We start from the raw sequence: 13861 nt of genomic DNA, 5'->3' as shown, positions 1-13861 counted from the left end.
GCTCATGGTGCCTCCGTGGTCGGTGTAATGGCGGCGCTGGCGTTCGCCGCGCGCGTGAACAGGTCGGCGTAGTCCTCGCCTTCGCGGATCAGTGGATGGTGCTGCTGCAGGTCCAGTTCGGCCTGGAGCGGCGCGTCGATCTTGGCCAGCGCCTGCGCCAGCAAGCGTTCGGTCAGGACCTTGATCGACTTGTAGTTGCGCACGTTCTCCTGCAAAGCCTGGGCGCAAGCCTGGTCGATCAGACGGCGCGGAAAGCGCTTGGCCAGACCCACCACGCCGCGCAGCTTGCGCTGGCCCACTCGCCCTTCATGCTCGAACCATTGCTGGCACAGGGCCAGCGCGGCGTCGCCGATGTCGCCGGCCTGGGCCAGGATGCGGCGCGTTTCGCGTGAGGGGTTGAAGGGCCGCTCATCGTCGGGCAGCAGCACGCTGCCGGGGCGCTGGGCGCGCGGATGCGTGCGCAATAGGGCCAGCGTGAAGCGGTCGCGGATCTCGACGTGGCGCTCGAACAGGCGCACTAGCACCCGGCTGCCGATCTTCGCCGGGCGCGCCGCGTAGCTGCTATGGTCGATGCGGATGCAGGTGTCGTCGGCGACGGTGCGCTCGCACTCGGTGTAATAGCCGAAGCCCTGCTGCGGCAACGCGCCGAGGTGGGCGCGTTCCTCCTGAAACATGGCCTCGACCTGGCGCTTTGCGCTGCCGTGGATGCGCGGCGCCGCCCACTTGATTTCCCATTGTTCGAGGAAGGCGTTCTGCTCCTCGATGGTCTCGAAGCGGCGTCCCTTGAGCGCGGTGCTCTGGGTGTGCTGGATCGCGTTTTCGACCGTACCCTTGCGGTTTGGGTCACGCACCCTGGCCGGGTCGGCGACGACGCCGTAGTGGGCCAGCACGTCCCTGTAGACGGGGTTCAGCTCCGGTTCGTACAGGTCGGGCTTGATGACGCCTTCCTTGAGGTTGTCGAGCACGACGTAGGCCGTGGTGCCGCCGAAGTACCGGAAGGCCTGCTCGTGCAGTTGGGCCCACGTTTCCTTCGATGATTTCCAGACCACACGCCGGAAGCAGCGCCGCGAGTAACGCAGGGTCATGACGAACAGGCGTGGCCGCCGGTATCGGTCGCTGCCGGCGATGCGCGTCAGCGCGCCCTCGCCGTAGTCGACCTGGGCTTCCTCGCCGGGCGCGAACTCAAGGCGGTCGAACTGCTCCGGATCGCGCTGCACCAGACGGCCGGCGAAGCGCTTGACGCTGTTGTAGCGGCCCGTGAAGCCGAATTGGTCGACCAGGTCCTGATAGATCGCCGTGTAGTTGCGGCGAAGGCGCAGCTGGGCCTCGATGAAGGCACGGTGTGGTTCGCACAGGGACTGCGGGCCGGTATCTGGAGCCGGTGGCCGGGGTGGGGGAATTTCAAGCGGGGCGCCGGTGGCCGGGGTGGAGGAATTTGCTGTCGCTGATCCGGCGGCCAGGGTGGGGGAATTTGGTTCCGGCCCGGTCGTGCCCAGCGCCAGGCGGCGGATGGTTTTTCGGTCCACCCCGGTCAGCCGCGCTATCTCGCGCTGGCTGGTACCGGTTGCCAGCAGCGTGGCGACTGTGGTGCGTTTGTTTGGTTTCAAGACGTTCACCCTCCATGCTCCCCTTCGATGGTCGAAGGGGTAAGGTTACGTCCTGCCAGCGGGATTGCTCTCCGGGGACCGCCAGCCTACAGCAGCGCTACTCGGTCAGGAGGTGGGGGATTTTGACCCGGCCAGGGGTGGGGGATTTTGCCCGGCCAACGGGGCGCTTCCCGCGCTATGGCTACCGGGATATGGTGGACGCCCAGCACCGCCTGCTCACGGAAGCGCTGAAGGTGAACCACCTGCGCCTCGTGATGGGCACGTCCATGGGCGGCATGCAGACCTGGGTCTGGGGCGAGCGCTATCCGGACTTCATGGACGCGCTGATGCCGCTGGCCAGCCTGCCCGACCAGATCTCGGGCCGCAATCGCGTTTGGCGCAAGACGGTGATGGACGCGATCCGCAATGACCCGACTTGGCAGGGCGGCGAATACAGGCAGCAGCCGCAAAGCCTGCGCACGGCGGAACAGATGCTGTACTTCATGGGCAGCAATCCGGTGTTGCGCCAGCAGGCCACACCCACGCTGGCCGCCACCGATGCGGCGCTGGACGCCTACGTGAACGAAGGCGTGCGTCACGCCGACGCCAACGACCTGCTGTACCAGCTGGACGCGTCCCACGATTACGACCCCGCGCCCGAGCTGGAGAAGATCCGCGTGCCGCTCGTGGCGGTGAACTCCGCCGATGACCTGATCAACCCGCCGGAACTGGGCATCCTGGAAAAAGGCATCAAGCGCGTGCCGCAGGGCCGCGCCATCGTGCTGCCGCTCACGCCGCAAACGCGCGGCCACGGCAGCCATACCGTTGCGGCGCTTTGGAAACAGCATCTGCAGGCTTTGCTTGAGCAAACGGCAAAGTGATGCATAATGTGTTCCGGGGAGGCGTCTATGCGCTTGGGGACACTGACAGTCACAATCCTGTGCGGCCTGACTCAGGCCGCGGCCCTCGCTGCACCCCTGCACTTTTGCTATGAGGATGCCCCACAAGCTCCCTGGACCATGCCCGATGGCACCGGCCTCAATATCGAACTATTGAAGCGCGTCGCCAGGCTCACCGGCGAGGAATTCATCTACCATCCGCGCCCCTGGAAGCGCTGCCAGGAAGAGACCCGCACCGGCCACATGGACGGCATGATCGGTGGCGCTGATTCACCCGACCGCCGCAACTACAGCCTGCCGCCATTGAACCCGGACGGCACCGCCAATGCGGACAAGGCCCTGTACCATGATCACGCGAGTGTCTACATACGCACGGGCAGCGGTGCCAGCTGGGATGGCAGGGACCTGATCAATCCGCGCGGCGTGGTGGCCGCGCAGCGCGGCTACTACGTGGCGGACATCCTGCAGCAGCGCGGCCAGCGCGTGCTCGATACGGTGAAGTCGGTGGAAGACGGCTTGCGCATGGTGGCAGCCGGAATGGCCGATGTGGCAGTGCTGCAGGGGCGTGCCGCCGAGGACCTGGTGCACAACGACCCACGTTTCAGGGACAGGATCGACCTGGCGAAGACGCCCTATGTCACCTTACCCCTCTACCTGCACATCAGCCGCAAGGTGTACGAGCGCGACCCGAAGCGCATCGAGGCGATCTGGAGCGCCATCCCGGTGGTGCGCGCCACGCCTGAATTCCGCAAGATGGAAGCCGAGGCGCGGCGCGAGGACTGAACCGCTTCAGTGGTTCAGGTAGACGGGATTCCCCAACAACAGCAGCTTGCCTTCGGCGCTGACCACGTCGATGCGAACCCAGTGCGGCTGGCCGTCGCTGGCGTAGTCGAACGCCAGCCGGGATTCGTCGCCGCCGATGGCGGCATCGCGCAGCGGCTGGATTACGCGGCCGTTGTCCGTTACGCGCAGCTGGGCGCCGCGCATGCCGGAAACCTGCACGCGGAACGGTACCCTGGCGCCGGCAGAGGCGGCGAGCGCGTCGCCCATCATGGCTTCGCGTGCGCGAACGTCGAGCAGGCCAGTGCCGGCGCCCGTCACATCCACAAACACGTGGCCGGCGCGGATGCCCTGCAGGATGGCCAGCTGCGACAGCTCCGGCGCATACACCACGGTAGCCGGCTTGCCGATGCCGTGTTCGTCCGGACGGTGACTGTCGCTGCCGCCGATGGCCGCGATGCGGTGGCCCGCGTTCAGCTGCTTTTCCCAGAACGGCACGCCGGACCAGGGCGTGTCGGCATCGGGGCCGTTGACCGCTTCGATGGCCTGCACCAGGCGCATATCCGTCGGCTGCTCCCAGCCGCAGCCCATGCAGTCTTCGCCGGAAGGGCGCACCGGATGGTTGATCGACACCAGGCCTTTCAGCTGCGCCGCGCGCGACAGCAGCGTGTTCCAGTCGGGCGACGCATCCGGCGCCACGCGGAAGTCCAGCGGCGCCACGGTGCCGAACAGGTTGGCGTGGCCGTAGAAGGTGGTGATCTCGCGGCCCGGCATCAGCAGGGTCTTGTCGAAGTAGGGCTGCAGTTCGCGGATGCCGCTGCTATGGGCGATGCCGTTATGCTCGGTGATGGCAAGGAAGTCCAGCTTGCGGTCGGACGCTTCCTTCGCTGTCAGGAACATGGGGCAGGGTACGCTCTTGCCGCTCTGGCTCTTGCAGCTGCCGTCCGAATGGGCGGTATGGCTGTGCAGGTCGCCGCGGAACCAGCCGGGACCCGGCTTCAGCGGCATGCGCAGCAGCGCCGGTTCATCGGCGGCGTTCAGGCCTCGCGAGAAGAAGATCTCCGCCGTGTAGTCGGCGCGTGCCGTCTTGCGCAGGTTGGGCACGCCCATCAGGACGGCCCATTCGCCCCGCATATGCGGCATCGGCAGGTAGGAAGGCGTGGCATCGGTGCTGCTGATGGTGATCACGTCCTTGTTGCCGCCGCTCCAGCCGCGCGGTTCGCCGTCCGGACCAATGACGCCCAGGTCGATCACGCTGCGTTCGGCCTTGCCCGTGTAGCTGAAGCGGATCGTGACGCGCTCCACGCCGGCCGGTACGGTAAATGGCAGCTTGCGGTAGCGCTGGTGGTCGTTCCCGTCCAGCGTGCCGCGCAGGACGAGATCCTGCGCGGACGCGGCCGGTGCGGCGCCCGCGGCCGCTGCAAGCAGCAGAGCCAGGGCCGGGGCGGACAGCAGGCGGCGGGCCTTAGAAGTCATATTTCACAGCCAGGCGGATGGTGCGGCCCAGCACCGGACGGGCCAGGAAGGTGTTGGCGCCCGCGTCGGCGCTTTGCAGTTCGCCGGCGCGCGGGTTCCCTTCAGTGAGGCCCTGCGAGTTGTCGATATTGTCGACATAGAAGTAGCCGGTGATCGCCGGCGTGACCTGGTAGCGCGCGGAGAAGTTCAGCACCTTGTAGGAAGGCAGGCGCACCGAGTTGGCGGAATCGACGAAGCGGGCGCCTTCATATTCCCAGGACAACTGCAGGCGCAGTTTGTCGTCCATCAGGTTCACGCCCGGCACCAGGCGCGCACTGACTTTCGGCACGCGCACCAGCTGGTTGCCGCTGAAGTTGCGGTCCACCGGCAGGTTGTTTACGCGGTCGGTGTATTGCAGGTTGCGGTACTCGGGCTGCTGGTAAGTGAAAGTGAAGCCAAGGTCGCCCCAGCTGACAGGACGCAGCTTGCCTTCCAGTTCCAGGCCGTAGGTGCGGGTCGATGCATAACCCGTCTGCGGCGTGGAAGTGGAGTTGTTCAGGTTGAACACATAGTTGGTGTAGCTGACGTTGTCGTACTTCGAGTAGAAGAAGGTCGGGAAGAACTCATACTGCTGGCCCGCGATCTTGTAGCCTACTTCGCCCAGGTCCATGGTCTGGGTGATTGGCGTGGCGGTCGGGCTGGTGATGTAGGAGCTCAGGTTAGGCAGGCGGAAAGCCTTGGTCCAGCGGCCGAACACGCCGGAGCTTGGCGCTAGCTGGTAATTCGCGCCCAGGGTCCAGCCCACCTTGCTGAAGCTGTGGTCGTAGTAGTCGAATACGCCGGTGCCGGTGCGGATCTTCGACGTGGCAAAGGTGCCCAGGTTCACATTGGCCTGGCGCTCGGTCTGGCCGGTGGTGTTGACCTGCTCCCAGCGCACGCCCGCATCCACGCGCAGCTTCGGATCGATCTGCCATTCGTCGGCCAGGTAGACGGCGTGGGTCTTCGAGACGCCGTTTGCGTTCTCGGATTCGTAGCCGTAGTTGTAGATGCCGTTGTCGGTGATGCTGCCGATGGTCTTGCCGGAAGCGTCGCTGCCAACGAGGTTCAGCAGCGGCGCCTGGCTCTGCGCGCCCAGCAGCACGGAGGAGGAGTATCGGTTGAAGTGCTGGTTGAAACGGGCGAAGTAGTAGCCGGCCGTGATTTCATGGCGCTGGCCGGCGATGTCGAAGGCGCGCGATACGCGCAGGTCGTTGGTCACTTCTTCCAGCGGCAGGGTCACGCCGCGCAGGCCGCCCACGATGAGCAGGCCATTCGGGTCGTTGTAGGCGGTGCCCGGCTGCTGTTTGGCGTACTGCAGCGAGAGCTGGGTGGCGCCCGGTACGTAGGACAGCAGCGATTGCGACTGTTTCAGGAAGGCGGAAACGCTCAGGAGCTGGTTGGCGTACACGCCGTTGCGCTGGGTGTCGGTCTTCGAATAGCGCAGGCCATCGGTCAGCTTCCAGTCGCCCAGTTCCTTTTCCAGGCTGATGCTCACCTGGTTGCGCTTCACGTGCGTGCCTTCGCCATTGTCGAAGTGGTAGGTGCCGCCGTTACCCATCTTCTGGTCGACGATCTTGGTGTCCGGTCCGGCCACGGTGCCGTAGTTGCCGTCGAAGCCGGGGATGGCGCGGATTTCGCCGTCCGGATAGCTGCGCATCGGAATGGCGAGGAAGAGGGCGACCTTGTCGTCCAGGTGCTTGGCGTCGAAGGTGATGCGGCCGTGGTCGATATCCTTGGTCAGCTTCAGGCGGATCTGGCCGCCGTCATTGGCCTTGTAGCCCGGGTCGCGCACGCCGTCGTCCTGGCGGTAGAAGCCGCCGATGCCGATGCCGTAGCCATCCTGTAGCGGGGTGGCGTACCAGAAGTCGGCGCGGCGCATGCCGTAGTCGCCCACGCTGAACTTGATCAGGCCATTCGGCTGGTCGCCGATTTCGCGCGAGCGGAAGTTGATCGCGCCGGCCGGGGCATTGGTGTAGAAGACGGAGGACGGGCCGCCGCGCACGACTTCGATGCGGTCGATGGTTTCATCGAGGCGGAAAGCCTGATCGGCGTTCAGGTAGCCCAGGGATGGGTCGTGCTGGACGGGGATGCCGTCTTCCAGCAGGGTCACGGAGCCGAAGCCGTCCACCGGAATGCCGCGTGCGCGGATATTGCCGGAAGCTTCGCCGCCCGAGGATTCGACCCAGAAGCCCGGCACGGACTTCATCGCTTCCGTGACCGAAGTCGGCGCCTGCAGGCGCAGGGTTTCTTCGTTGATGGTGGTGATCGAGTAGCTGGCCTTGGTTTTGCTGCGCTTGTTCGCAGTGCCGCTCACGACGACCACGTCGCCCGGCAGTGCATCGCCGGCGGCGGCCGCTGCTTCGGCGGGCGCTGCCGGTTCGGCCGCCTCCTCGGGCGTGCAACGGCAACGCCGCCATGGTCAACAGGGCCGCGCTCACGGCGCGCGCGATGATTGGATTTGCCACGATGAATTCCCTTGTCAGTTTATGATAAGACCAGTCAGATACCAATGCGCAAAATGTGATCGGTAACAGCGGGCGCTATACTGACAAGTGATTGTGAAAGCTTGATGACAGGCCGCTTTCAAGCGTGCGCGGCCTGCATTGAGGTGGTATTATGGAGGTATTACCAAAAGTGATACTGTTGCTCAGGCGGCAATCGCGGCGGCGGCCGGGTCCCCGGCCGTGAAACGCCGCATGGCGTAGGCGAACAGCAGGCCGCCCGCGTACATCAGCACCCCGTACAGCGCCACCGGCACGGCCATCGCGTCCTGCTTCAGCATAGTGCTGGCGATGACCAGGCCCAGCGTGGCGTTCTGCACCGCCGTCTCGATGCCCAGCGTGACGGACTGCTTGCGCGACAGGCGCACCAGCCAGGCCACGAAGAAGCCCACCAGCAGCATGGTCACGTTCAGCGCCACCGCGAATGGCGCCAGCGTGGTGAAGTTATCGCGCAGCAGGGCCCAGTTCTTGGCCACGGCGGCGGCAACGATCAGGATGAACAGCACGGTGGCCACTTTTGTGCATGTTTTCTCCAGCTTCAGTGCGCGCTGCGTCCAGCGGTGGCGCACGAACATGCCGAGGACCACGGGCACGCCAAGCATCAGGAAGATCTGGCCCATCATCGCGCCGACCGGTGCTTTGACAGCCTGCGAACTGCCGGCGAAATATTCCAGCGCGAACGTCACCACCACGGGAAGCGTGAAGATGGTCAGCACGCTGGCCACCGCAGTGAAGCTCAGGGCCAGCGCCACGTCGCCGCGCGCGATGTAGGTGAGGAGGTTGGACGTGGAGCCGGTGGGGCAGGCCGCCAGGATCATGAAGCCGACAGCAAAGGCGCCGGTGAGGCCGGCCGCCTGCACCATGGCGAAGCAGACCAGGGGCAGCAGCACGAAGTGGCACAGCACGCCCACCAGCAGCGCGCGCGGCTGGCGCACGATGCGGCCGAAATCGGCGGGTGTCAGGCCAAGGCCCAGCGAGAACATGATGAAAGCCAGGGAAAACGGCAGCAGAACAGTCGAAACGATATCGCCTTGCATGGTGCGTCTCCTTATTGTGCGGCCGCCCGGCGGGCGGCTCTTTATGAGGCGGAACTCACTACACGAGCGGCAGCGCGGTCGTGTCTTTCACGCGCTGTAAAGCAAAGCTTGATTTCACATCCAGGACGGCCGGGTGGCGCAGCAGGGTGGACATCATGAAGCGCGAGAAGTGGTCCATGTCTTCCACGTGCACGCGCAGCAGGTAATCCATCTCGCCCGTCATCGCATAGCAGGCAACGACTTCCGGCCACTGCTCGACCGCCACGGCGAAGTCGGCGCGCGGCGAGGAAACGGGCGGGTTCACGCCCAGCACGCGCGCCGTGCCGGCCGTGACTTCGCTATGCTTTTCCAGGCGTACGTTCACGTAGGCCAGCAGGCCCAGGCCGATCTTGTCCGGGTCCAGCAGGGCCACGTACTGGCGGATCACGCCTTCCTCTTCCAGGCGCTTGATGCGGCGCAGGCAGGGCGATGGCGACAGGTTGACCTGCTCGGCCACATCCTGGTTCGACAGGCGTCCATCCGTTTGCAATATGGAAAGAATTTTGCGGTCGGTTTTATCCAGCGCAATCTTGGTCATTATTTCCTCTGTTATTCGTGGTTCCAGCAATATTATTGCTCATAACCCTGAAAGCAGGGAAATCTTTGCAATTTAATGTCTCTTTCCCGGGACTATACTGGGCGCAATTCAGAATAGGAGACAGGCATGAAATTCACCCCCTGGGAAAATCCGATGGGCACCGACGGTTTCGAGTTCGTCGAATACGCCGCTCCCGATCCTAAGGCACTGGGGGCGCTGTTCGAGCGCATGGGCTTTACCGCGATCGCGCGCCACCGCCACAAGGACGTGACCCTGTACCGCCAGGGCGAAATCAATTTCATTATCAATGCCGAACAGGATTCGTTCGCGCAGCGTTTCGCCCGTATCCACGGTCCGTCCGTATGCGCGATCGCGATCCGCGTGAACGACGCCGCCTACGCCTACAAGCGCGCGCTGGAACTGGGCGCCTGGGGCTTCGACAACAAGACCGGCCCGATGGAACTGAATATCCCCGCCATCAAGGGCGTGGGCGATTCCCTGATCTACCTGGTGGACCGCTGGCGCGGCAAGAACAAGGACTCGGAGCCAGGCAGCATCGGCGATATCAGCATCTATGACGCGGACTTCGTCGCCATCCCGGGCGCGGTAGCCAACCCTGTCGGCAATGGCCTGACCTATATCGACCACCTGACCCACAACGTGCACCGCGGCCGCATGAAGGAATGGGCGGACTACTACGAGCGCCTGTTCAACTTCCGCGAAGTGCGCTACTTCGATATCGAGGGCAAGCTGACCGGCCTGAAGTCGAAGGCCATGACTTCCCCTTGCGGCAAGATCCCGCATTCCGATCAATGAGTCTTCGGATGACAAGTCGCAGATCGCCGAATACCTGAACGAATACCACGGCGAGGGCATCCAGCACATCGCGCTGGGCTCGAACGATATCTATTCGTCGATCCAGGGCATGCGCGGCCAGGGCATCGTGTTCCAGGACACGATCGAGACCTATTACGAACTGGTGAACCGCCGCCTGCCGAACCACGGCGAGAACCTTGAAGAACTGCGCCGCCTGCGGATCCTGATCGATGGACACAGCAGCCCGGATTCGAATGAGCGCGAGCTGCTGCTGCAGATCTTTACGCAGAACGTGATTGGCCCGATCTTCTTCGAGATCATCCAGCGCAAGGGCGACCAGGGCTTCGGCGAAGGCAATTTCCGCGCGCTGTTCGAGTCGATCGAGCTCGATCAGATTCGCCGCGGGGTGCTTGAAGACCCGAATAAATCGGCAGCTTGAATGAAACCAGAGGCGTAGAACAAGTGGCTGCCACGATGTGGCAGCCACCTGGTTTCAGCCTCGGGTTCTAGTCCGCAATCCCGCGACAAGACGGGGACCGGCAACGAATACTACTTGGAGACATATCAATGAACGCACCCGCCAAAAGCGGTCAGCTAGAATCCGGCCTACCAGCGCAGGACATCACTCTCGACGACAAGTGGACGCTGGAACGCGGCCGCGCCTTCATGACCGGCACCCAGGCGCTCGTGCGCCTGCCGATGCTGCAGCGCGAGCGCGACCTGAAAGCGGGCCTGAACACCGCCGGCTACATCACCGGCTACCGCGGTTCGCCCGTGACCTCGATCGACATGACGTCGATGAAGGCCAAAAAGTACCTGGACGCGCACCACGTCAAATTCCACCCCGGCATGAACGAAGACCTGGCGGCGACCGCCGTCTGGGGCACCCAGCAGACCAACCTGTTCGAAGACGCCAAGTACGACGGCGTGTTCGCCATGTGGTACGGCAAGGGCCCGGGCGTGGACCGCTGCGGCGACGTGTTCAAGCACGCCAACAATGCCGGCTCCGCCAAGCATGGCGGCGTGCTGGTGCTGGCCGGCGACGACCACGCAGCGAAGTCCTCGTCCACCGCCCACCAGTCCGACCACATTCTGAACGCCTGCGGCATCCCCGTGCTTTATCCAAGCTCGGTGCAGGAATACATCGACTACGGCCTGCACGCCTGGGCGATGAGCCGCTACACGGGCCTGTGGGTGTCCATGAAGTGCGTGACCGACATCATCGAGTCGGGCGCCGTGGTGGACTTCGATCCTGACCGGGTGCAGATCAAGATGCCGGAAGACTTCGAGCTGCCGGCAGGCGGCCTGAATATCCGCTGGCCGGACACCGTGCTGGACATGGAAGTCCGCATGAACAGCTACAAGTGGTACGCCGCCCTGGCCTACTGCCGAGCCAATAAGCTCAACAAGATTATCTGGGATTCGCCGAAGCCGAAGATCGGCATCATTACCGCCGGCAAGTCCTACCTGGACACCCGCCAGGCGCTGGCCGACCTGGGTATCGACGAGCAGGCCGCCGCCGACATCGGCATCCGCCTGTACAAGATCGGCATGACCTGGCCGCTGGAAGCGGACGGGGTGCACGAATTCGCCAAGGGCCTGGACGAGATCATCGTGGTCGAGGAAAAGCGCCAGATCCTGGAATACGCGCTGAAGGAAGAGCTGTACAACCTGCCGGACGGCGAGCGTCCGCGCGTGGTCGGCAAGTTCGACGACACCGGCGAGTGGAGCAACAAGGGCAAGACCGGCCACGGCGACTGGCTGCTGCCGGCAACCTATGAGCTGAACCCGGCCCAGATCGCGCGCGCCATCGCATCGCGCATCGAGCACTATTGCACCGGCCATCCGGTGGCGGCACGCGTGAAGGAGCGTATCGCCTTCCTGGAAGCGAAGGAAGCCGCGCTGAAAAGCCTGCCGGTGAAAGCCAATCCGGAAACGGACCGCATTCCTTATTTCTGCTCCGGCTGCCCGCACAACTCGTCCACCAAGGTGCCGGAAGGTTCACGCGCCATGGCCGGTATCGGTTGCCACTACATGGTGCTGTGGATGGACCGCGAAACGTCCACCTTCACGCATATGGGCGCGGAAGGCGTGACCTGGGTCGGCCAGGCGCCGTTCACCAACGAGAAACACGTATTCACCAACCTGGGTGACGGTACCTACTTCCACTCCGGCATCCTGGCGATCCGCGCTGCCGTGGCGGCGAAGGTGAACATCACCTACAAGATCCTGTACAACGATGCGGTGGCAATGACCGGCGGCCAGAACGTGGACGGTCCGCTCGATCCGGGCATGATCTCGCGCCAGATCGCGGCCGAAGGCGTCACGCCGATTATCGTTGTGACCGACGATCCGGACAAGTATCCGGACGATTACAACTGGGCCAAGGGCGTCACCGTGCGCCACCGCTCCGAGCTGATGGACGTGCAGAAGGAATTGCGCGACATGCCGGGCGTGTCCGCCATGATCTACGACCAGACTTGCGCGTCCGAGAAGCGCCGCCGCCGGAAAAAAGGCGAATACCCTGACCCGGCCAAGCGCGCCGTGATCAACGAAGCCGTGTGCGAAGGCTGCGGCGACTGCTCCGTGCAGTCGAACTGCCTGTCCGTGGAGCCGCTGGAAACGGAACTGGGCCGCAAGCGCCAGATCAACCAGTCCAGCTGCAACAAGGACTACTCCTGCGTGAACGGCTTCTGCCCGTCCTTCGTGACGGTGGAAGGCGGTGGCCTGAAGAAGGCGAAGAAGGCTGCCGGCACCGGCGGCGAAGTGCCTGCGCTGCCGCTGCCCAAGCTGCCGTCGACGCTGAACCCCTACGGCATCCTGATCACCGGTATCGGCGGTACGGGCGTGGTCACCGTCGGCCAGATCCTGGCGATGGCGGCCCACGTGGAAGGCAAGGGCGCCATCGTGCTCGATATGTCCGGCCTGGCCCAGAAGGGCGGCCCGGTGATGTCGCACGTGCGCCTGGCGGACAAGCAGTCGGACCTGTACTCGACCCGTGTGGGCACCGGCAGCGCAGACCTGGTGATCGGCTGCGACCAGATCGTGACCGCCAGCCGCGATGCGCTCTCGCGCATGGGCGAAGGCCGCACCTGGGCCGCGATCAACTCGACCGGCGCCACCACGGCGGCCTTCATCAAGAATCCGGACTGGCAGTTCCCGGGTTCGACTTCGCAGTCTGAAATCAAGCGTGCCTGCGGCGAGCAGAATACGGACTTCGTCGATGCGGGCGCGATTGCGACCGCCCTGATGGGCGACTCCATCGCCACCAATATGTTCATGCTGGGCTACTCCTTCCAGAAGGGCCATGTGCCGCTGTCGGAAGAGTCGCTGATGAAGGCGATCGAGCTGAATGGCGTGTCCGTGGGCTTCAACAAGTCCGCCTTTACCTGGGGCCGTTATGCGGCGCACGATATTGCCGCCGTCACCAGGATCACGAGCCCGGCCAAGGTGATTGAGTTCAAGCGCACGCAGACGCTGGAAGAAATCGTCAACAAGCGCGTTGAGCTGCTGACCGCCTACCAGGACATGGCATACGCCAAGAAATACATCGAGTTCGTGGAGCAGGTAAAGGCCGCGGAAAGCAAGCTGGGTGTGAAATCCCTGAAGCTGACCGAAGCCGTGGCCCGCTACTTCTACAAGCTGATGGCTTACAAGGACGAGTACGAAGTGGCGCGCCTGCACAGCGACCCGGCCTTCCGCGAAAAGATCGCCGGCATGTTCGAAGGCGATTACAAGGTCAAGTTCCACCTCGCTCCGCCGCTGCTGGCGAAGAAGGACAAGGACGGCCACCTGGTCAAGCAGGAATTCGGCCCGTGGATGATGAAAGCCTTCGGCGTGCTGGCGAAGTTCAAGGGCCTGCGCGGCACCGCGCTGGACATCTTCGGCTACACCGAGGAGCGCAAGATGGAGCGCGCGCTGATCGGCGAATACCGCGACACCATCGCGGCCCTGCTGCCGAAACTGACGGCCGAGAACCACGCCACTGCCGTTGCCATCGCCCGCATCCCGGAAGACATCCGCGGCTATGGCCATGTGAAGGAGCGCCACCTGAAGGCCGCGAAGCAGAAGGAAGCAGCGCTGCTGGCGACGTTCGGCGCCCCGGCTGCCGCATCGGCCACCGCTGCGGCGTCCCACGCTGCCTGAGCGGATACAATTTAGTGCAAACGGC

General features: G+C 64.2%; 8 protein-coding genes and 1 pseudogene. 4 read left to right on the top strand and 5 right to left on the bottom strand.

The window, feature by feature from the left end:
* Positions 1-2: 2 nt before the first annotated feature.
* Positions 3-1616, bottom strand: a complete 1614-nt coding sequence (gene istA, locus ACHMW6_RS32950; protein WP_395400544.1) for an IS21 family transposase — start codon at positions 1614-1616, stop codon at positions 3-5.
* Positions 1617-1729: 113 nt separating this feature from the next.
* On the opposite strand from istA, the gene ACHMW6_RS32945 reads away from it, so the two are divergent.
* Together ACHMW6_RS32945 and ACHMW6_RS32940 are read left to right on the top strand one after the other, a co-directional pair.
* Entirely contained in the window at positions 1730-2467 is a 738-nt protein-coding gene (locus tag ACHMW6_RS32945; RefSeq protein WP_395403485.1) for an alpha/beta fold hydrolase, read from the top strand.
* Between the two features lie 27 nt (positions 2468-2494).
* Positions 2495-3268, top strand: coding sequence for a hypothetical protein (locus tag ACHMW6_RS32940; protein ID WP_395403483.1), 774 nt, complete (start codon positions 2495-2497; stop codon positions 3266-3268).
* 6 nt (positions 3269-3274) lie between these two features.
* Here ACHMW6_RS32940 and ACHMW6_RS32935 read toward each other — a convergent pair whose 3' ends face one another.
* The 4 genes from ACHMW6_RS32935 to ACHMW6_RS32920 form a co-directional block, all read right to left on the bottom strand.
* Positions 3275-4741 (bottom strand): CehA/McbA family metallohydrolase, encoded by a 1467-nt coding sequence (locus ACHMW6_RS32935; protein WP_395403481.1) that lies wholly within the window; start codon positions 4739-4741, stop codon positions 3275-3277.
* Complete coding sequence (locus tag ACHMW6_RS32930) at positions 4731-7073, bottom strand: TonB-dependent receptor (RefSeq protein ID WP_395403479.1); 2343 nt, start codon at positions 7071-7073, stop codon at positions 4731-4733. The genes ACHMW6_RS32935 and ACHMW6_RS32930 overlap by 11 nt, the downstream gene beginning before the upstream one ends.
* Before the next feature lie 333 nt (positions 7074-7406).
* The gene (locus tag ACHMW6_RS32925) at positions 7407-8297 is read right to left on the bottom strand and encodes a bile acid:sodium symporter family protein (RefSeq protein ID WP_395403477.1); all 891 of its coding nucleotides are present in this window, start codon (positions 8295-8297) and stop codon (positions 7407-7409) included.
* 58 nt (positions 8298-8355) lie between these two features.
* Positions 8356-8874: an Lrp/AsnC family transcriptional regulator gene (locus tag ACHMW6_RS32920; protein WP_395403475.1), complete on the bottom strand. Its 519-nt coding sequence runs from the start codon at positions 8872-8874 to the stop codon at positions 8356-8358.
* A gap of 126 nt (positions 8875-9000) precedes the next feature.
* On the opposite strand from ACHMW6_RS32920, the pseudogene hppD reads away from it, so the two are divergent.
* Positions 9001-10129, top strand: a pseudogene (hppD, locus tag ACHMW6_RS32915) (4-hydroxyphenylpyruvate dioxygenase).
* A gap of 128 nt (positions 10130-10257) precedes the next feature.
* A complete protein-coding gene (locus ACHMW6_RS32910) occupies positions 10258-13836 on the top strand; it encodes an indolepyruvate ferredoxin oxidoreductase family protein (protein WP_395403473.1) in 3579 nt (1192 codons plus the stop codon).
* Positions 13837-13861: the final 25 nt, after the last annotated feature.

This window comes from Pseudoduganella sp. UC29_106, assembly GCF_044055365.1.
GTDB lineage: Bacteria > Pseudomonadota > Gammaproteobacteria > Burkholderiales > Burkholderiaceae_D > Rugamonas.
The sequence above is the reverse complement of the archived record's forward strand: the minus strand, read 5'-3'. Positions and strand labels throughout refer to the sequence as shown.

Excerpts from the sequence above, each read along its gene's own strand:
- ACHMW6_RS32910 (WP_395403473.1), top strand. The coding sequence starts at position 10,258 with ATGAACGCACCCGCCAAAAGCGGTCAGCTAGAATCCGGCCTACCAGCG.
- ACHMW6_RS32940 (WP_395403483.1), top strand. The coding sequence starts at position 2,495 with ATGCGCTTGGGGACACTGACAGTCACAATCCTGTGCGGCCTGACTCAG.
- ACHMW6_RS32920 (WP_395403475.1), bottom strand. The coding sequence starts at position 8,874 with ATGACCAAGATTGCGCTGGATAAAACCGACCGCAAAATTCTTTCCATA.
- ACHMW6_RS32935 (WP_395403481.1), bottom strand. The coding sequence starts at position 4,741 with ATGACTTCTAAGGCCCGCCGCCTGCTGTCCGCCCCGGCCCTGGCTCTG.
- ACHMW6_RS32925 (WP_395403477.1), bottom strand. The coding sequence starts at position 8,297 with ATGCAAGGCGATATCGTTTCGACTGTTCTGCTGCCGTTTTCCCTGGCT.